Origin of the sequence: Arthrobacter sp. ISL-5 (assembly GCF_018613835.1) — a bacterium.
In the GTDB taxonomy this organism is placed as follows: domain Bacteria; phylum Actinomycetota; class Actinomycetes; order Actinomycetales; family Micrococcaceae; genus Arthrobacter.
Window position 1 is genome coordinate 1 of record NZ_JAGGPM010000033.1, and the last position, 18366, is coordinate 18366.

The following is an 18366-nucleotide window of genomic DNA, read 5'->3' on the forward strand; positions in this document are numbered from 1 at the left end:
AGTTTTCGACCGTCACCGACAGTTGACTCGGGGTCTTAGGCCGCTGTGAGCGCGGTCCGGTTGATTGTTTCATATTCGATGGGCGTGAGTTTCCCCAGCCGTCTTTGCCGTCGCCGGCGATGGTAGGTCCTTTCGATCCAGGTTGTGATGGCCAGTCTGAGGTCCTGCCGTGTTGACCACCGCTGGCGGTCGAGGACGTTTTTCTGCAGCAGTGAGAAGAACGATTCCATCGCAGCGTTGTCTGCGCACGCACCGACCCTGCCCATTGATCCGGTGAGGCCGTGGTGACGGAGTGATTCGACGAATCGGCGGGACCGGAACTGGCCGTATTCAACCGGTCGAAGCAACAGCTCCTTGTTGCAGTGATTTTAGCCGGTCTGCGAAGGCCTCCGCTGGAGTACGCCATTTCAGGATGCGGCGCGGCCGGTTGTTGATGGTGTCGGCGACGGCTTGGATTTCGGGCAGGCTCCAGCGTGAGATGTCAGTGCCTTTCGGAAAGTACTGCCGGAGCAGCCCGTTTAGGTGTTCGTTGCTTCCGCGCTGCCAAGGGCTTTTCGCATCGGCAAAGTAAACCGGCAATCCGATTTCCTGCGTTAGAAGCGCGTGCGCTGACATCTCCTTCCCTCGATCCCAGGTCAGCGAGCGGCGTAGGTCCACCGGGAGCGCATCGAAGATCCGGACGAGGGCGTCCTTCATCGTGACCGCCCCATAGCCAGCTAATGCAGGCCCATTCTTTACCGGCTTGATCAGCCCGTATCCCGTCTGCCGAGGCAGATGCACGAGCATGGCGAAACGCGTCGTACGGTCGACCAAAGTCGCGATCGCTGACCGGTTGAGACCAATAATCAGATCCCCCTCCCAATGGCCTGCGATTTTACGGTCGTCGGCCTCCGGTGGTCGCTTCCTTAGGGTTGTAGCGTCGGTGACGTGCGCCCAGGCCTGCTGGCGTGTTCTCGCTCGTGGCGTGCGTTTGGTGTGCCCTCGGCGCAGGTGCCATGCCTGCTGCCGGGTCAGTCCGCCCCTAGCCGGAACATAAAGGGCCTGGTAGATCGCTTCGTGCGAGATCCGCATCGTTGGATCATCCGGGAACTCAATGGGTAAGCGGTGGGCAATCTGCTCAGGGCTCCAAGCCGTCACCCATTCGCGGTCCCCTCGATGAGGCTTGTTTTTCCCGTCCCATACGGGCCCGATCGGGCCCAGCTGATCTCCATCGGCCGATCTGACGTATCCGCTGAGCTTGTCGTGGACATAATCACGCAGGCACTGGTTTGTGATCAGTTTCGCAGTCTTGGGACGGCGGGCGCGTCGTTCGGCGTGCCACTGCGCCGTTGACGCCTTGTAGTCCAACCGATACGTTCTCGTCGACGCGTTTCGGCGCAGCTCCCGCGAGATCGTAGACGGGCTTCGGCCCAGCCGACGAGCTATTTCCCGCACACCGCAGCCCTGCGCCCGCCACAACGCAATGTCCTCCCGGTTGCTCGAGGAAAGGTACCGCCCGGACAGTTTCGGGGTCAGCTGAGGATTCACTCCGCCAGCGTGCAGGAACCAGCGATGTGCGACGGGCTCTGACACGCCCGCCGCAACGCCGGCATCCCGAGTCTTCACACCCGAGGCGATGGCCACCCAGAACCGCATCCGGTCCTCACGCCACGCCACCGAGGGCCGACCCGGCGAAGGTATCTGTCCTCGATATGCCCGGACCTGCTTCTGACGATTTTTCGACCGCATCCAACACCTCCATGATCAGGTGTTGCTTCGACCGGTTGAATACGGCCTGGGACCCTCGATCCGAGTGCACCACTGTCCCCGCCGGGCGGCGTGAGCGCACCGCGTTCTCCAGTGCGGCGACGGCCAGCGAGGACTTCATCCGCGAATCCATCGAGTATCCAACGATCCTTCCGGAGTAGACGTCCTTCACCGCGCAGAGGTAGAGCTTGCCCTCTGCGGTGGGGTGTTCGGTGATGTCGGTCAGCCACAGCTCGTTGGGAGCCGTGGCGGTGAAATCCCGCTCCACCAGATCATCGTGAACCGGAGGCCCCGGCTTCCGGTTCAGGCCACGCTTCTTCGAAAACACCGACCAAATGCCGTGGTCCCTGCATAGGCGCTGGACTCTGTTCTCGCCGGCACTGATGCCTTTCTCGGGGAGTTCGTCGGCGATAAACCGGTACCCGAATGCCGGGTCGTCGGTGTGAATGTCCAAGGCGGCGTTGACCAGGTGCGCATCGATCCAGTCCCGTTCCGTCACTGGGCTGGATCTCCACCGGTAGTAGCCTTGCTTGCTAAATCCCAACACCCTGCAGGTCACCACCACGGGAACACCGTCGGCGGCAAGATCCGTGACCAGCGGGTAGGTCTGTAATGGTCAGTGGCCGGCCAGAGGCTGGCTGGCAGGCTGGTCCCGGAGGACAGTGTGTGACTCAGGGTATATCCGACCCGCTCGTGCGGTGTCTTGAAAATGACTTGTCCGCATCGTTCCCCGGGCACTGGTCTGCCCGCACGGATGACCTGATCAGAAGACTGTCCGCCCTTGGTGTGACCCGTTACAGATGCGTCTCCGAGCGACCCAGACAGGCCGTGCGACCTGTTCAGTTCAATAGAAGGAGAACGCACATGGCGATCATTGCCGAAGAATTCGAGTTCGTCGTCGGCGTGGATACCCACGCCCGCACCCACACCTTCACCGCGGTTCACGCCTCAACCGGTGCCGTGGTCGACGCCGCCGCATTCCCAGCCACCTCCTCGGGGATGGACCGTGCGATCACCTGGATCCGGCGACGTACAGGCGGGGAAAGGGTTTTCGCGGCCGTCGAGGGTACGTCCTCTTACGGTGCCCGGCTCACCCAGGTCTTGCTTACCGCTGGCATAGAGGTGGGCGAGGTCAGACCGCCGACACGCTCGTCGCGGTCACTCACCGGCAAATCTGATCCGATCGATGCCGAAGCCGCTGCCCGGTCCGTCCTCGGACGCCAGCGCGATCAGGTGATGGAGCCGCGCGCTGCAGGAACAAGGGCCGCGATCAGGATTCTGCTTGCCTCTCGGTCCCTGCTGGATCACCAACGCACGGCGAACCGCAACGCCCTCACGGCCCTGCTCCGCGGCACAGATCTCGGGATCGACGCCCGGGCATCCCTGCGGGATGCACAGATCACCGCCATCGCAGCCTGGCGGAGCTCAAACAGCGCCGACCCTGTGGTGCGTATCGCCCGCGCCGAGGCCAAGCGCCTGGCACTGGCCGTCAAAGACTTCACCGGCCAGCTCGCCGAAAACCACAAGGCCTTGGCCCAACTCACCGAAGAACTGGCTCCCGGACTGCAAACCACTCCCGGAGTCGGCCCGGTGACAGCGGCCATCATCATCTGCGCCTACTCCCACCACGGCCGGATCCGGTCAGAGGCAGCCTTCGCCGCCCTCGGTGGCGTTGCACCACGCCCTGCATCTTCCGGCAACACCACCAGACATCGGCTCAACCGAACCGGCGACCGCCAGCTCAACCGCGCCTTCGACGTCATCGTCCGCACCCGCATGAGCTTTGATACCGCGACAAAGGAGTACGTGACGCGCAGCCGGGCAACAGGGAAATCAAACCGCGAGATCCGCCGCAACCTCAAACGCTATGTCTGCCGCGCCATCTTCCGCCAACTCCAGACCATCATGGCTTGACACAACCCATAGAAGAGTCATTTTGGGTTGATGTCCCTGGACAAGTAGGCAGCTGCGCGGCGCAGGATCTCGTTCTCCTGCTCCAGCAGGCGGTTCCGTTTCTTCAACTCCCGGCCTCAGCCGAATCACCGCTTGCCGGGCCGGTTCCGGATTCCTTACGTTCGGCAATGGCGATCCAACGCTTGAGCGTCGTGACCGACAGCCCGAAATCCTTTGCGATCTGTGCCAGCGGCGCTTCGCTCTTGCGGGCCACATCAATAACATCCTGGCGGAACTCCGCCCCATAAGCCGTCGGCATGGTCAACATCCTTCCACGAGCACGAGCTCGCTAGGTCAAGGAGTCAACAAAACCGGGGGCAGTCCCAACATTTAAACAGAGGTGTGTAGTAGAAATGGTTCTGGCCTGCGGAAATGTGCGAAATCTGCCGGTTTCGGACCCATATCAAATTTCAGATCTTCTCGCCGCCGACGGCGGTTAGGTGGGTCCTTCGGGGCCTCCAGGCCGCGTTCAGTGCTTGACACTTCTGGTCGAAAACGGCTTGCCGTTACTCACACCACGACCGGGCCGCACACGATGATCGGCCCCCGGATCTACAATCCAGGAGCCGCTCACCTCTGCCTTTTGACAACCGTGATTCCAAATCACAGCCGTGGAGTAATCGCGTCAGCAGCCAAAGAAGCCGCGCCTTGGTGACGAACGCTGGAGACTAAGAAAAATAGCCAACTAGCCCTCCAGCAAGAACCAAGTAGATCTAGGGTTCCGAGTGGGGGAAACGGGTTGCTTTGCTAATCAACCCGCTTAGGCAATACCCCCGTCCGTCATTGGACGGCCCCGCAACTCTCAGAAATTCATTTCATTCCCCGCCGTGACCCCGAAAGGGGGCACCACCACGGGACTCTTCGAACTGACGTTGTAGGCCGGCGTAGCAGCCTCTGCCGCGACGGGCGCTTCGAGGTCCGCACGCACTTCAGCATCCGGCGCTGCAGCCGCGTGCGACATGCGCTGGTAGACCGCGGTGCCGAACCGAAGATCCGGGCCAATGGTGTCGGCAACGATGCGTCGGGCTTCGCGGCGTTCACCGTCCTTCTCGTACGAGCGGAATTCCAGGTCCCCCGCCACAGTAACCGGGTCACCTTTTCGCAGTGAATTCGCTGAATTCTCGGCCAGAGCACGGAACGCCGAGACGTTGTGGAAGACGGGTTCTCCGTCCTGCCAACTGCCGTCCGCGCCCTGGATTCGCTGGTTGACGGCGACACGTAGCTTGGCGTGAGCCACTCCGCTTTCGCCGATGCTCAGTTCCGGATCGGCAACGAGGTTGCCGGCGATGCTGATCGGGATTTTTGTACCCATGGTTCTTGTCCTTTCCAAAGCCGGCGGGACTCTCCCGCCGGACAAATAGTTGCCAGCCGGGCTTACGGCCCGGCCATTACAGGTCCATCAACGGGCCGCATAGGGTGCTCCAAACCCACGAAGGACGTCGCCGCGTTCACGCGAGGGTCCGCGTCGGCGCTGGCGATCTTGCCGCCGAATCCCGGCGGGTGCGTTATCTCGAGAATGCCCTTGCTGGCAGCAGTTACGCGCCCTAAAACAGACTTCGCAATGTCGGTACGGGACGCGGGAAGCTTGCTGCCGCCGTCGTGCGCCCTAACATCCTTTTCGGCGTCGATGACCGCATCAGCCCATCCGGCCAGGTAGCTCGCGGATTGCGGGCCGCGGTCGATCCCGTGCGCCTTCAGCACCGTGTAGCCCACGGATTCGGCCTCCACCTCAGCCAGGCCGCGATGGTCTGCGCTGCTGCCATACAGCCGGCCAAGCGCATCGTCAGGACCGTGAAGCAGCACATGCCCAAGTTCGTGTGCAAGGACGGCCGCACGCTCTTCTGGACTGAGCCAGGCACCGACCTGGACCCGATGTTGGGTGAAATCCGTAAATCCGCTCGTCAGCCCGTACTGGGCTTCGGTCACGTCGACGCTAAAGCCATGGCTGCCCGCCACGTCCGCAAGAGGTCCCCATAGCTCAGCCGCGTCCACAACAGACCCCGCACCGCCCCGAGGCACCAGCAGCGGAGTCCCCTGCGTCTGTGAGACATCGAAGACTGCCTGGCCGCGCCAGCCCGTGATGACGGTCTTCTTTCCGTCGTCTACGGCGCCAAGCGGCACACGCTCGCCCGCAGGAACGCGCTGCCGCGTACCGTCAGGAAGCGTCACCTGCTGCAGGCGGGCCGTGCGCGGCGCGATCACCCAGAGGGCATGCTCACCCTTCGACACGGTACGTCCGTGGCGGGCCCATTCCTTGTACCCGGCCACCAGAGTGGGTTCGTCGGTACCGCGCTGGGCCATCTGCATCATGAGCAGGGCGACATTGCCGCCCGAGTACCGCCACAACGTTGCCGACGCGTCGAGCAGGACCTGCCAGTGCGACGGGGACTCAACTGCCTCTTCCAGGATCCGATGCAGGCCATCGGTCAGCGCAGCAATACGCTCTTCAGGAGTCATGCGGACATGGCCCGGTTCGCTCCGGCTCGCCGCATCTGCCGCCACAGCACTCGCTACTTCTTCAGTTTCAGGGGCCACGACAGCCGCCCTCCATGCTTCTTGGGGTCCCGCCGGGAGCACCCTGCGGATACTTGTTCATGTCCTGGGAGCGAGGAACAGCATGACTTCAGAATTCATCCCCGACTTGGTGGGAAGCCGCCTGCCATTCGACGAAGTCCGGCGTGTCAGGCCGCAGGGTTCTCACTGCGGCTTCCTTGTGCGCCTGCAGACCGACACAACCGGCTGTCCGGGTATGGATCCGCAGGCGCTCGACGGCGTGCGGCAACCGTTCGTGAAACGCCAGAGGTCCGAAGCCGGAATCGTCGCTGGCGTAGGACGCCAGTTCCGCGCGCTGCAGGGCATAGAGCTCGGCGACAATCTCGGAGTGGCGCCACCAGCAATCCGGAACGACCGACGTGGTCAGCTGGTACGTGGCAACAAGCCAACGGACCCACACGGCCAAGGAACGCCACACAATTCCGGCCTGCTCAGCCGTTAGCTCCCGCCAACGGTAAGTCACACCGGATGAGCGCCCCGGTGGCCGGAACGCAGAGCGGAAGAGCTCCGCCGTCAGCTCGTCGTCGTCCGCTCCGGCGGTCGGAATCTCAAAGCGTTCGACGTCGTCACGGCTCGCCATCGCCGGGCTCCCCCGCTGGCTGTTGTCGCAGACGGTGCCCATCTGCCAACGCCCGTTCGAGCTCCAGCTTTGACCGACCCAGCTCGGCAGCATCCTTCCGTTTGTGCCATTCGCGCAGGTCCAGAAGGATGGGCCTGGTTCGACGTCCCAGCATGAGGGCTGTGCCGGCAGGCAAGCGCCGGATCTCATGGAGCGGGAGGACCGGACTCTCCCTGATCTGTTCGCCGTCCTGCCGGCCTTGTGCAGACCAGGACCGGGTGTTCAGGGTCAGGCTCCGCTCCCCCAGCAGCCCGGCCAGCGAGCGCAGGTCGCGTTCATCGGAGCCGCCGCCGAAGATCACTTTGATGATGGCCGAATCCCAGATCGTGGCCGCCTCCTCGATGGACCAGCCGGTCCGGGCCTGGGACAGGGATTGGAGAACTACCAGGGTTGAGATGCCGATGCCGCCCCCATCAGAGAGGGCGATGGGCAAACCCGGCCACGGTGCCAGATTGGCAATCTCATCCAGGACGAGCGACAACGGCGGATCCAGCCTTCCTCCCGGAGAGACAAACGCCATTTCGCGCGCGGCGTTGTCGATGTCGTCGATCAGCGCCGACAGATACGGCCCAGCTGCAGCCGCACCCGCACGGGTGCCGATCAGATACAGGGTCCCGCAGTCCCGGATAAACCTCTTCGGGTCGAACTCCTCAGATTCGTCCCGGGGATCCAGCGCCGCGAGCACCCTAGGCGACGACAGCGGCGCGACGGCAGCCGAGACACCGATCCAGGAGTTGGACGTGTTCCGGGGGTCATCCTCAAGAATGCCCATCAGATCCGCCTGCCATCCCAGCGCGGCCGCGGGTTGGCTCAGGACCTCCAGCGCCTCACGAGCCAGGACCGGGCTCGAAGACCAGCGACGGAACGCGCGGACGCCCTCTCCGGACAAGGCCGCGGCGTGGAGGAGGCACTGCAGGATGATCAGCGAGCGCTTTTGCCACGCAGCGTTCTCCCCCTTCATCTCCGTATCAGCAGTGATCACGAGAGCACGGCGCGTGGCGATATCCGGATCCTCACAGCCGCGGACAGGAGACCAACGCAGTGTTGATGGCAATCCGGACATGCCCTGCGGATCGAACACCGTGACTGGCCTGCCACGTGTTGCGCGGGCTTTCATGGTGACCACCAGGTTGTCGGCTCGGGTGGACGTCGTGACAACCGCGCCCGGCGCATCGAGGATGGCATTGATGACCACGTAGAGGCCCTTGCCTGACCGCGGAGCGCCCTGGATGACCATCGACTCCTCCGTGGAGACATGAACCGTGACACCGCGGGAGCGGCCCAATGTCCACGCCACGTCCTGGATCCGTGGTTTCGCCAGGCCCGGCCGTGTGAACTTGCCGCGCTTCAGGACGGCCCTCGCTCCGAAATCCTGGAGGATTTCGGTGCGGCGCGCGATGCCCTCGCGGGTCAGGATGTCCTGGCGCAGCCAGGCGCCGGATTGCTTCCACCTCCTCCAGGCAAAGACAGACCCGACGGCGAGCGCAGCCGCCAGAAAGAGGACCGGTCCGACGATCCACCAGATACTGCCGGCGCCGACGGCGCATCCCTCTGGTTTGCGCACGATCCAGTCCATCCGGCCAATCAAAAGTCCGACGGCGGCAGCCGGGTTGAACGGCGACGACGGACCGCCGCCGCAGCGCCAAGTCACCACGACGTTCGCTGCGCCCTGGACCAGGAAGCACAGGCAAACGTAACCGGCGACGGCAATAAGCCCCGCCGTGACCAAAGGGCTGTCGGTGCCTCGCCGCGAACTCATCGGTCCCATTCAGATCATCCGGTCGTCGGTGCCGAAGACTTCAAGTTCATCAGTCGTGACCCGGTTCGCAACGATAAAGGAACGGTTCCCGACTTTCCATAGACCAACGCCTTTGGGGAGATTCTCCACGTGCTCGCATTCGGCCTCCGACAGCCCCAAGGCTTCCTTGGTCAGGCGCATGGCGTCATGCTTCTGCCGGTAGATAATCCTGGTGTCCGCCTCTGTAAGCAGGCCGAGTGCCTTCTGCCGATGCCCGCTGGTGCTGTCTCCGATCTCGTTGAGGTCTGCGACTTTGTGCATGATGAGCAGATTCGCGATGCCGTAGGTGCGGGCCAGCCGCCACTGCTCGCTCATTTTGGCGAGCATGTACGGGTCGGCCAGCATGCGCCAGCCTTCGTCGTAAACCACCAGCCGTTTGCCGCCGTCGGGATTGGTAACGGCCGCCTCCAGCCAGGTCGCACCACACGCGGCCGCCAGGGACAGTGCCTGCTCCGACGCGCCGATCAGTGCTGACGTGTCCATCACCATCATCGGTGCATCGGCGTCGAAGGCCACCGTCGAGGGAGCATCAAACATGCCTTCCAAGTCACCCGAGACCGTCCGACGCAGGGAGTGGCTGACGGCCAGTCCCCCATCCTTGCCCACCAGCCCGATTGTCTCCTTCGACGGATTCAAGAGATGGTCCAGGACCATCGGCAGCGTCGGATTCGAGTTCTCGGCCACTGTCTCCATGAGAGCCATGTCTAAGGCAGTGTGCTCCACAGGACGGAGGGGCATGCCCTGGCGCATCAGCGATACCAGCGCCACCAGAAGGTAGCGACGGCGCTGCCGCACCACAGCCTGCCACTGCGCCTCACTCAGCGCGCTGGACCGCGGCCCGGCATCGAGCGGATTGACCCGGGCAGCACGGCCGGGGCCCACCGAGATGACCTTGCCGCCAACCGCATTCGCCACGGCAACCCACTCGCCCTTGGGGTCGGAGGCAACGGCGGCCTTCCGCCCCAGCGTGATGGACCTGGCCACCAAAGACTTCCCGCACATTGATTTTCCTGTACCCACGGTGCCGATGACAACGATCGAGGGTCCGCTGATGACGCCCTTATCGTAGAGAATCCACGGGTCATAGGAAAACGCTCCCGATCCGAACACGTCCGTGCCGATATACGTTCCCTCGTGGCCGAGCCCTGATTCTGTGAGGAACGGATACGCCGCGGCGAAGGTCAAAGTGGACGCGCGGTGTGGCGCAGGGCGCAAGCGGTGCGGACCGCGCAGCGAGGCAGGATCCTTGCTTCCCCAGTCGCCTCCCAGCTCGGCAGTGTCCAACCGGTTGCCGAGCACCCCGCGGACGCTGCGCAATGCAGCAGACCACGGTTGGCTGCCCGCGGCAGCCGTGCGCCGCCGTCGTTCTTTCCGCTCCTGGCGGCTCCCGCCCGACGCCACGTACTCAACCGACTGCATTGCCCGCGTCATCGCAGACCCCGTCCGAACGGGAGTGCTCCGGCGGCGAACGCAGCCCATTGCTGTCCGGCCAGCAGGCGCAGTTCGACGAAAGCTCCCGCGGCCGCCGATTCCAGTTCCTGCCGGTGCCGGGCCAGGTCCTCCAGCGTCGCCGCAGTAATGGTGACGTAGGCAGCGGGCCTCACGTCTCCGTGTCCTGCGACGATCTCCTCCTCGCGCTGGGCGACCTCTTCTTCCTCAGCCCGTTGCTCGCGGGTCAGCGGCCTGTCGAAGCGGGTGTTGATCCGCCGCCTGGTTTCATGGGCTTCCTGGGCGGAACGGATGTCCCGCAGCGCCTCGGTTGTGGGCACCGCCCGGATCACCTCCGTCACCGTATGACGGAAATCCCCCACGTAGATCAGCGGATGCAGGAAGCCCGGAAAGACCTTCTGCCGCGGCCATTCGGCGATCCAGAACGTCTGATGGAAACCGGAATCAGTTCGTACGTAGGTCCAGTGCTCATCCACGGCCATGGGGCCCGCGGGCAGGCTAGGCGCCGTGGAGTCTTTCGGTTGTGACGGCTCCTTCGTCGGCTTCTCGACCCGGCTGGCGACGGCGGCGGGATCAAAGGCGCCCCGGACGACGTCCAGGATCCCGCCCTCCGGCAACCACTCCTCCACCCTGACACTGTGCGTCCCCAGTGCGGTCGTCATGGCCTCGACCTCCAGACGAAGCACCCGCTCGACGCCGAGCAGTCCCCCGCCGGACTCTTTGATCCGGCGTCGGGCCTTGGCCGTGTCCACGACAACAGCGATCAGGAGATCGTGGCTCATCGTGGAACCTGCCGCAGAAATCAGGTCCTCGTACGCGCGCTGCCCCCAAGTGAGTCCGCTGCCATCGGCAACTGGCCGAGGCGCAGCCTGTTCGTAGAAGTCCCGCAGCGCGGTGGACGGATACGGAACCGTGTAGTCCTGCACGGCAATTCTCGCAAGGCCCGTTCGCTGGGCCATGCCCGCCTGTACGCGGGACCAGGCCTGAACGGCCCACGCTTTGTCGTCACTGTCCAAGAGCGCGAATGACCGGGTGCTGCAACGAAGTACGGCAATCGCCTCCCTGCCGCGTGCGTCCACGATGAAACACTCGCCCCGTGACGTCCGACGTAACTCCAAGTTCCCCAGCCCTCCCGGAAGCGCCAGCCGTCCGGCCAGGACTGCTCGTTCGGGCCTGGTGAGGAACCGTGTTTGCCCGGCTATCGACCGGTAGAAGAACAGGACGGCATGGCTGGCCCATACCGGGTACGGAATCCTTGAGTACTGCAGCAGGCCGAGGAGCATCAGGACCAGCCACAAGGGTCCCGACGCGAACAAACCGATCGGTCCTTGAGCTGCCGATGCCAGGCTTGCCACCACGACACCGGCCGCCAGCATCAACAGCTGGTACCACTTCAGTCCCATGAACAGCCCGCGGCGCTCGTAACGGGGGAATTTGACTGCCTCGAGGGCACGTGAAGTTTCAGACATGGAAATCACCGTCGGTTGGGGGCCGGACGACTGCTGGCCGGTGGATGGGAGGCTGGGCCGTCGGGGCGAGCGGTGGCTCGTCTTTAGGAAGCGGCGACGACGGCGGCCGTGGAGGCTCGCTGGAGGCTTTGCCCCCGCTTCTGCCTGCCGGCGCGTCTGGCGTCGGCCGCGGCTGTGCAGCATTCGCCCAAGGCGAGGCTGGGCTGGAGGGCGAGGTGCCGGCGTCGAGCATCAACGCACTGGCGTTCCCGGCGGGCGCCGATGACGGCGTCGTACCCGTCGGCTTTCCTGGAAGAGGGGCTCCGGCCGGCAGCGCGCGGGTGGGAAATTGGTGACGGCTCGACTGGATCGGGCGGGTCATCGACGAGCGGCCAGCCATCCCGGCCAGGGTGAAACGACCGCCGGTCTGGCGGCTGATCTGCCGGGCCGTAAAGCTGGAGGTTCGGGAGAGGACGTGGCCACCACCGGCCGTTTGTGCGGCTGCAGCCAGCTCACCGCCGGCGAAACTCACCAGCCGCAGGGCCATCAGCGGCGCACCGCAGGCCAGTGACATGCCCACGACGCCGGCGGCCAGCCCGGCGAATGACTTCGACTCGGCAAAGAGCTTGATGGCCACGGCCAGCACTGTTGCGGCAAGCGGTTTGGCGAGAAGCAAGGCAACGACGATCTCGCACCACCGTCTGGCCCAGGTCTTCGTCTTCTCCCACGGCATCAGCATGAGGGCGACTGGAGCGACGGCGGCGAGCACGATGAGCGCGAAGGACCGAAAGATCATCGAACACATCAGGATGAACGCCAAGATCCAGACGACAATCACGGCCATCACCGTCACGACGACCGCCCCCGCCGCGCCGCCGCCCGTGCCTGGGGCCAACGCCACGACGTTCCATTCCCGGCCGGAGTCCGCCGGGGCCCGCTCGAAGCCGAATAGCCGCATGAACACCAGATAGGGATCCGTCCCCATGGAATCGAGCAGTGCGGTAGCTGCCGAGTCGCCCACCTTGGTGAGCTGGCGGACGAGGAAGACAGCGCCGGCCACCAGGGGAATGGCGGCGGCGCCGCCAACCAGGGCCCGCACCAGGCGGCGGGGCTGTTGGCTGATCAGACCGGACAACAACTGGAGGATCATGGCCACCACGAGCGGCGTCATCATGACGACCGCCCACCAACTCGTCAAACCTTCGACGGCCGTCCACTGAGAATCATCGACATCGGAGACACTAAACGCGCCAGTGATGAAGGACCAGATCCAGGACGCGGTGCCCTGCAGGATGTTCGCGAAGAATGACGTGATGGAACCTTGGACGCCGTCGTTCGCTTGAGAGACGAGACCGCAACCGGGCGGCCACCATCCGTTCAGATCGCATTCGACCGGCATATCTGCCTAAAATCCGAGGTTGAACGCCGACTGGGACCAGAGGATGTAGCCATTGATCCCGCCGAGTATTGCGGCCACCGGTCCTGTCCAGAGCAGGATCATGCCGCCGCCCGAGGCGAGCCGCGATGACTGGCTGAGCTTGCCGGCCAGGAGCATCGCGGCTCCGACGATCGCCACTATTGCGATGACAATGAAGGCCCCGACAAGGATCCCTCCACCGATCTGCTTGAGTGATTCGAGAAAGGGAAAGTTTGTGTTCGGGGTGATGCCAGGGTCCACCGCTGCCAGAAACATCGCGCGCTCCATCTGTCGTTTTCCATGGGGAATGAGGGGTTTGGGCTCACGACTTCATGGAGGAGGTGGGGCGGGACGACATGACTTGTTGACTGCTTTGATAATGACACTCGCGCAACGTGTAACCGGATTCGCTTGCTGAAACAGCTAGAGCCGCGCCGAACAGGTCACGCAGTTTCGACTGAGCCGGGAATGAAAATGACAGTCGTAATCCTCCGGTCTCACAAAGTTGTTCTAAAACCGGCGACGCAGTGACCTCGTGCTGAACTGATGGGTTCCGCACGCGACCGGAAGCCTATCCCCCGGCCCCCGAGTATTGTCAGATCATGTCTTAGTCGCTGTCTTCTTCATCATCTTCCGCTTCGCGTGCGTTTATCCGTTCAAACACCTCTCCGAGCTCCTCCTCGACAACGTCGTCGTCGGAAATTCTGGCGATGTGATACTTGAAGAAGTCGGCAGACGTGTGGATGAAGGTTGGAGAGACGACCTGGCCGAGGATTGGGAGATCCTTACCCGTGTAGTAGGTGGCCACATTAAGGATTGTCGACACCCACCGGACCTTCCGGAACATGCTCAGCACCACACCGACGGACGGTTCGTACATCGGAAGCTCCAGGTCTTCCATCACCGTCCGCGCGGTCGATTCAAGCCCGTCGTCGGCCAGCTCCGAACCGATCGCGTGCGCCATCGCACTCTTGAGTGAGATGAGCCGGCGGACTTCCTCGGAGACCGAAGCCCTCGCAGCAAGAGCAGACCACTCCTTATAGGTATTAACCTCCGCGTCGTCATTCCATAAGATGTCCAGGTGCTCGTACCGTCCAGCTCCGCTGGCGAACCGTTCGACTGTACCCATAAGGTCGGGGTCGAGACCTTCCACCGGTCGGACGAGGTACTTCGCCTCACGCTCAGAAGGGCCAGGGCCCGTCGTGGGCGTGGTTAGCGCTTCAACGGCGTCAAGCAGGGCTCCAATCCTGTGCGAGTAGGCACGAAGCTTGGGAAACTCTCCAGTGGTCGCGTACTCATTGCAAGCGATAGCCAGCTTGCATAGGCGTTCCAAGCCCGACGAATAGGAGTACATCCCAACGTAAAGTGCGTAGTTAAGGTCTCGGCTGCCCCATTTGACCAGTTCTGGGTCGGTAGGGACGGCGCACAGCCTCCGAAGCCCGCTCAGTGTCAGCTCGGTGGCAAACTGGGTCTCGACGACAGGCTCTCCCAGATGACTTGGGGCATGTTCCCATTCATGCTGCACCGACCCGGCTGTCGGGGTACATTCCGGTCGCAAAGGAGCCTTTGGCCCAGCCCTGGAGTTCATCCGCGTGTCTCATGAGATGTTTTTGATTCTTACCTGTTGCGCTTTGAAGTGCTGATTTCTGTTCCATTGTTCCGTGATTGCCGTCGCCGGAAGCGAAGGAGTCCGATACAACAGCACGAACGCAACAGCTGAGGGCGAGTCACGCTGCTCCAGCTAGTGCCCTGTGTCGCGTTCCGGTGCAATCGCGAGAACAACGTAGGGTGAACTCATGGCTCCTCGTCCAAAGTGGTGGCACACCTTACAGGCTTCCAAAGGGGAGGTGCGTCTGGCCGTCGACCTCTACAACCGATCCGGTAATGAGCGGCAGCTTGAGGCGTTCATCGTTCATATGAACCTCGGTTGGACGAAACTGCTGCAGGCCCGGACGGAGTCCGATGGCGGCGAGCTGTACGAGCGTGATGCACGGGGGTGGCGCAGGAAGCACCCAGAGGGCGGGTACCTTTATAAACCCCTCCGGACGCTACTCGGCGAGCAGTTCACGGTCACGGACCCGCGCCTCAGTAACATCACTTTCTTCCAAGGACTCCGCAACCAAATTGAGCATCGCCACGAGGCAAAAGTTGCCGCACTCGTCGCCGGTCGAACACAAGCGCTTCTGATCAATTACGAGCAGACCTTGGTTGAGTGGTTTGGGCAGGAAGAGGCTCTCGGCTCCGAGCTGCGCTTCCCGTTGTTTGTATCGACCATCACTGAGGGCGCAGCCGCAGCGGTGAAGGCGCTGCGTGCCCAAATTCCGCGAGGGGTTCTCGACTGGGTACAGGATTTTGATGCTTCCCTTGAGCCTGGGCTCACCGCGGACCAACGCTTCGACTTCCGGATCTACCTTGTACCGCATAAGGGCCCGAAAACGCAAGCAGACGCATCAATGACCTTTGTGCGTGAAGAAGAGCTCACGGCAGATCAGCGTGCCGTGCTCAATCAGGTGCAAACCATCATCCGCGAAAAACATGTGCCCGTCGAAGACCTTAACGGATTGAAAGCCGGCGAAGTGGTCGAGCAAGTCGCCGCGCGACTAGACGCGACATTCAATATGCATATGCACACCCAAGCTTGGAAGTTCTATGGGGTACGGCCACCGTCCGATTCGACGGACCGGACCGCGACGAAGCCGCAGTTCTGCTACTACAACGGGACATTTGAGCAGTACATCTATACGCCAGCATGGGTTGAATACCTGGTGCGGCACTTGGCGAGCGCAGAGGAGTATGCGGCAGTGCGTCGGTGGCGTGCACCAACCGAGACGGCCTCCGCAGCCAGCTCCTGAAAATTTCAGATTCAATGAGCCCGCCGCACACCATCGGGCGGAGGCAACGGCAGGCGCATCGGGCGTCCGACAGTGGTCGACGCCGATAAGCTCGAACACGCCGCCCTGCTCCGGGACAAGGACTTCTCCATACAGTAAATCATCGTCAGGGCCGGACTGAAACGCGCCGCCTTGTACCGGCAGCTGCCGCCCCCGTCCCCCGCGGCCGACGTCAGCTGAGCCCTTTCGCAGACACACGGAGTGTCGCCGCCCGTGCGAGGGCCTGTGCCGTGCCCGCGTGCGCAGCAGGCCAAATAGTCGGTGATGCCCACTGCACCAGCGCCTGATCCTGTCGGCGCTTCCTGTCGCCTTAGGGTGCTGGCAAGGGAAGTATTCGAATATATGTTCTATACTTTTTGGGTGATCAAGCGTGGTACTCCCGACGACTCCGAGCGCATGTTTGCCCGGATTCAAGCCGAAGAGAGCCGACCGATGGATGACCCAGCTCCAATCCGAGACTTCCCGAAGTATGGCAGGCCTCTGGTCTACGTGAGCGGGATCTACGGCAAAGCTGTGGGATGGACGCACACCTATGGCCTGATTGAATGGCTGGACTCTTCAGGTAAGTATCACCTGGGCTGGGCACACTCATCGAGCATCAAGCGGGTGACACCGGAAGAGTGGAAGGGTGAGAGCGGGCTTTAGCAGTCCTTAGGGATCGCTCAGGCCGGTCGGGTGCCGCAAGCGGCGCTTGGACCACTTGTCAGGTGAGTAGATCAAAGTAGGCCGTATCCGAATTCCAAGCGATCGGGTGGAGCAGCGTGCCTACTGAGGGATTGAGCGCGCTGTACATCATGCCCTCGCCAGCGTAGATGCCAACGTGGCCCCAGTTGTTCGGGCCCTGTGCGTTCTGCACCACCAAGTCTCCTGGCTGCGGATTGTCCGTCCGCTTACCAACCCTCCATTGCTCGACCCGCGGGAGGTAGATTCCAACCTGCCGGTAGATCCACTGCACAAAGCCCGAGCAGTCCCACGCTTTGAAGGCCGTCCCGCCCCACACATAGGACCCACCGACGCCGGCTTGGGTAGACCGAAGGATATCCTTTCGGATCTGGCTCAAATCTGCCGACGCGATTGTCGGCAATGAGACGGACGGCGTATCGACGCAAGCGGCAGGTGCCGTCCCGCCGTCGAGCGCTTCCACGATCGCCGCTGCTTCCGACTCCCACCGCGTATACAGCTCGGGAAACGCCGAAACTTGGACTGCCTGCGCTGCCTGCCCCTTGCTCGTGGATTGCCACCCCGGGATGTCCAGCAGACCGCGCGGGCTGCCATGGTTGGGGCCAGCCGGTCCACCGTAAAACGCCCGGACGTTGTAGACGGGATCCATCAGCTCTGAAACACTCCCCCAACCAGCAGCCGGCCGTTGCTGGGCGGTGCCAAGCGAATCGTGATCGCTGCCGACGCCGTCATGCTGATAGCCAAGCGACTCCGGCAAATTCACGTTGGCCAGAACTCTCAGGCTGGATTCCTGCAAAGCCATCATGATTGCGATGATCTGGCCATCTCGCGGCACGCCCAACTGCTTGCCAACTGACACATAGCCCTCGGCAACTGCCATTTGCCGCGCGGTCAGGTTGACTTGCGCCTGGCTGCGAGCGCGAATGTCCACGGGGACAGCCTCGTCGACGTCTGGCCGTCCACTCGAGTGGGCTGGCGAGCAGACGGACGCCGAACTCACCGCGTTGGCGCCGAGCACTGCAACCGCCGCACAGAGCACAAAGGTCCCGGTCAGGACCACCGTTATGGCCGCGGCCACCAAGGCACGCAGGATCGTGCGGCGCCGTGCCAGTGCGGTAAGCGTCGCCGGAGCCGGCATTAGTAGACAACCCTGTTCGGCGCGGCGTAGAAGCCGACCATAACGCAACGATCTGCCGGCGCGGTGGCAGCAGGCGGACAGTTCAACATGATGCTGACCGGGGCCGTGTACGTGTTGCGGGCAGAATTCGACTGATCCAGGACGCGAAGAGAGACAGTACAAACGTGCAGTCCCACCCAGGGCGCCGGCCGCTCTCGCACCTTGGCCAGCTCACCGTCGCACATCATCGATCCCACCGTGGCCGAACGGTACGCCTGCTGCCCGGCCAGATACGGATAAGTTCCGGCGTTGATCCCGGTCGCTTCGAACTCCTGCACAAACACCGCCAGAGGATTGGAACCGTCAGGCAGTACATGCCACCAACTGCGGAGCCCGGAGTAAACCTCGGAGTACGACGCCGTTCGCGTGTCCCATGTGTAAATTTCCGTCGCCGCCGCTGAGGCGAGCCTGCGGAAGTCCGTAGTGCGAGGCGCCCTGTCCCTATCAGGACCCTCAACGGCGGGAGCCGCCGTCGACGCCTGTGTCTGGGGCACGACGGGAGCCTGCGCCGAACTTTGAGGCATCGGCTCAGCTGGCAGCGGCGGACCTGGCTCAGATGCCGGCCCCTGGACAGGGCGTATCAGAGCAAATACCACCATGGCTACGCTCAAGAGCAGGATTACTGCGAACAACC

15 protein-coding genes and 3 pseudogenes are annotated in these 18366 nt (G+C 63.1%); 3 read left to right on the plus strand and 15 right to left on the minus strand.

Features of this window, described 5'->3' with window-relative positions; all coding sequences use genetic code 11:
* Positions 1–35: 35 nt before the first annotated feature.
* The 3 genes and pseudogenes from J7I89_RS18315 to J7I89_RS18325 form a co-directional block, all read right to left on the minus strand.
* Positions 36–323: pseudogene (locus J7I89_RS18315) on the minus strand (integrase core domain-containing protein); the annotation flags it as partial.
* A 7-nt stretch (positions 324–330) separates the two neighbouring features.
* Positions 331–1728 (minus strand): IS30 family transposase, encoded by a 1398-nt coding sequence (locus J7I89_RS18320; RefSeq protein ID WP_214973257.1) that lies wholly within the window; start codon positions 1726–1728, stop codon positions 331–333.
* Positions 1643–2362: pseudogene (locus J7I89_RS18325) on the minus strand (IS3 family transposase); the annotation flags it as partial. The gene J7I89_RS18320 and the pseudogene J7I89_RS18325, both read right to left, overlap by 86 nt.
* 248 nt (positions 2363–2610) lie before the next feature.
* On the opposite strand from J7I89_RS18325, the gene J7I89_RS18330 reads away from it, so the two are divergent.
* A complete protein-coding gene (locus J7I89_RS18330; RefSeq protein ID WP_214973259.1) occupies positions 2611–3660 on the plus strand; it encodes an IS110 family transposase in 1050 nt (349 codons plus the stop codon).
* A 20-nt stretch (positions 3661–3680) separates the two neighbouring features.
* Here J7I89_RS18330 and J7I89_RS18335 read toward each other — a convergent pair.
* The 10 genes and pseudogenes from J7I89_RS18335 to J7I89_RS18380 all read right to left on the minus strand — a co-directional run.
* Positions 3681–3958: pseudogene (locus tag J7I89_RS18335) on the minus strand (transposase); the annotation flags it as partial.
* Between the two features lie 543 nt (positions 3959–4501).
* The gene (locus J7I89_RS18340) at positions 4502–5011 is read right to left on the minus strand and encodes a single-stranded DNA-binding protein (RefSeq protein ID WP_214973261.1); all 510 of its coding nucleotides are present in this window, start codon (positions 5009–5011) and stop codon (positions 4502–4504) included.
* Between the two features lie 62 nt (positions 5012–5073).
* Complete coding sequence (locus J7I89_RS18345) at positions 5074–6234, minus strand: ArdC-like ssDNA-binding domain-containing protein (protein WP_214973262.1); 1161 nt, start codon at positions 6232–6234, stop codon at positions 5074–5076.
* Positions 6235–6322: 88 nt separating this feature from the next.
* The gene (locus J7I89_RS18350) at positions 6323–6832 is read right to left on the minus strand and encodes a hypothetical protein (protein ID WP_214973263.1); all 510 of its coding nucleotides are present in this window, start codon (positions 6830–6832) and stop codon (positions 6323–6325) included.
* Complete coding sequence (locus tag J7I89_RS18355) at positions 6819–8630, minus strand: type IV secretory system conjugative DNA transfer family protein (RefSeq protein ID WP_214973264.1); 1812 nt, start codon at positions 8628–8630, stop codon at positions 6819–6821. Before J7I89_RS18355 ends, J7I89_RS18350 begins: the two co-directional genes overlap by 14 nt.
* Before the next feature lie 9 nt (positions 8631–8639).
* Positions 8640–10100: an ATP-binding protein gene (locus J7I89_RS18360; RefSeq protein WP_214973265.1), complete on the minus strand. Its 1461-nt coding sequence runs from the start codon at positions 10098–10100 to the stop codon at positions 8640–8642.
* The gene (locus J7I89_RS18365) at positions 10097–11587 is read right to left on the minus strand and encodes an SCO6880 family protein (RefSeq protein ID WP_214973270.1); all 1491 of its coding nucleotides are present in this window, start codon (positions 11585–11587) and stop codon (positions 10097–10099) included. Before J7I89_RS18365 ends, J7I89_RS18360 begins: the two co-directional genes overlap by 4 nt.
* On the minus strand, positions 11580–12740 hold the full coding sequence (locus J7I89_RS18370) for a type IV secretion system protein (protein ID WP_214973274.1): 1161 nt from the start codon (positions 12738–12740) through the stop codon (positions 11580–11582). The genes J7I89_RS18365 and J7I89_RS18370 overlap by 8 nt, the downstream gene beginning before the upstream one ends.
* A gap of 231 nt (positions 12741–12971) precedes the next feature.
* A complete protein-coding gene (locus J7I89_RS18375) occupies positions 12972–13259 on the minus strand; it encodes a hypothetical protein (RefSeq protein WP_043480665.1) in 288 nt (95 codons plus the stop codon).
* 331 nt (positions 13260–13590) lie between these two features.
* Entirely contained in the window at positions 13591–14508 is a 918-nt protein-coding gene (locus J7I89_RS18380; RefSeq protein WP_214973275.1) for a hypothetical protein, read from the minus strand.
* A gap of 271 nt (positions 14509–14779) precedes the next feature.
* On the opposite strand from J7I89_RS18380, the gene J7I89_RS18385 reads away from it, so the two are divergent.
* Positions 14780–15835, plus strand: coding sequence for a DUF3644 domain-containing protein (locus tag J7I89_RS18385; protein ID WP_214973276.1), 1056 nt, complete (start codon positions 14780–14782; stop codon positions 15833–15835).
* Positions 15836–16138: 303 nt separating this feature from the next.
* The gene (locus J7I89_RS18390) at positions 16139–16519 is read left to right on the plus strand and encodes a hypothetical protein (protein WP_214973281.1); all 381 of its coding nucleotides are present in this window, start codon (positions 16139–16141) and stop codon (positions 16517–16519) included.
* Positions 16520–16577: 58 nt separating this feature from the next.
* Here the strand turns inward: J7I89_RS18390 and J7I89_RS18395 are convergent, their stop codons facing one another.
* Together J7I89_RS18395 and J7I89_RS18400 are read right to left on the minus strand one after the other, a co-directional pair.
* The gene (locus tag J7I89_RS18395) at positions 16578–17486 is read right to left on the minus strand and encodes a C40 family peptidase (protein WP_214973282.1); all 909 of its coding nucleotides are present in this window, start codon (positions 17484–17486) and stop codon (positions 16578–16580) included.
* A gap of 206 nt (positions 17487–17692) precedes the next feature.
* Entirely contained in the window at positions 17693–18016 is a 324-nt protein-coding gene (locus J7I89_RS18400) for a hypothetical protein (protein WP_214973283.1), read from the minus strand.
* Positions 18017–18366: the final 350 nt, after the last annotated feature.

Coding starts and splice junctions, on each gene's coding strand:
- J7I89_RS18355 (WP_214973264.1), bottom strand. CDS start 8,630: ATGAGTTCGCGGCGAGGCACCGACAGCCCTTTGGTCACGGCGGGGCTT.
- J7I89_RS18360 (WP_214973265.1), bottom strand. CDS start 10,100: ATGACGCGGGCAATGCAGTCGGTTGAGTACGTGGCGTCGGGCGGGAGC.
- J7I89_RS18350 (WP_214973263.1), bottom strand. CDS start 6,832: ATGGCGAGCCGTGACGACGTCGAACGCTTTGAGATTCCGACCGCCGGA.
- J7I89_RS18390 (WP_214973281.1), top strand. CDS start 16,139: ATGCCCACTGCACCAGCGCCTGATCCTGTCGGCGCTTCCTGTCGCCTT.
- J7I89_RS18340 (WP_214973261.1), bottom strand. CDS start 5,011: ATGGGTACAAAAATCCCGATCAGCATCGCCGGCAACCTCGTTGCCGAT.
- J7I89_RS18370 (WP_214973274.1), bottom strand. CDS start 12,740: ATGATGACGCCGCTCGTGGTGGCCATGATCCTCCAGTTGTTGTCCGGT.
- J7I89_RS18365 (WP_214973270.1), bottom strand. CDS start 11,587: ATGTCTGAAACTTCACGTGCCCTCGAGGCAGTCAAATTCCCCCGTTAC.
- J7I89_RS18320 (WP_214973257.1), bottom strand. CDS start 1,728: ATGCGGTCGAAAAATCGTCAGAAGCAGGTCCGGGCATATCGAGGACAG.
- J7I89_RS18375 (WP_043480665.1), bottom strand. CDS start 13,259: ATGTTTCTGGCAGCGGTGGACCCTGGCATCACCCCGAACACAAACTTT.
- J7I89_RS18330 (WP_214973259.1), top strand. CDS start 2,611: ATGGCGATCATTGCCGAAGAATTCGAGTTCGTCGTCGGCGTGGATACC.
- J7I89_RS18385 (WP_214973276.1), top strand. CDS start 14,780: ATGGCTCCTCGTCCAAAGTGGTGGCACACCTTACAGGCTTCCAAAGGG.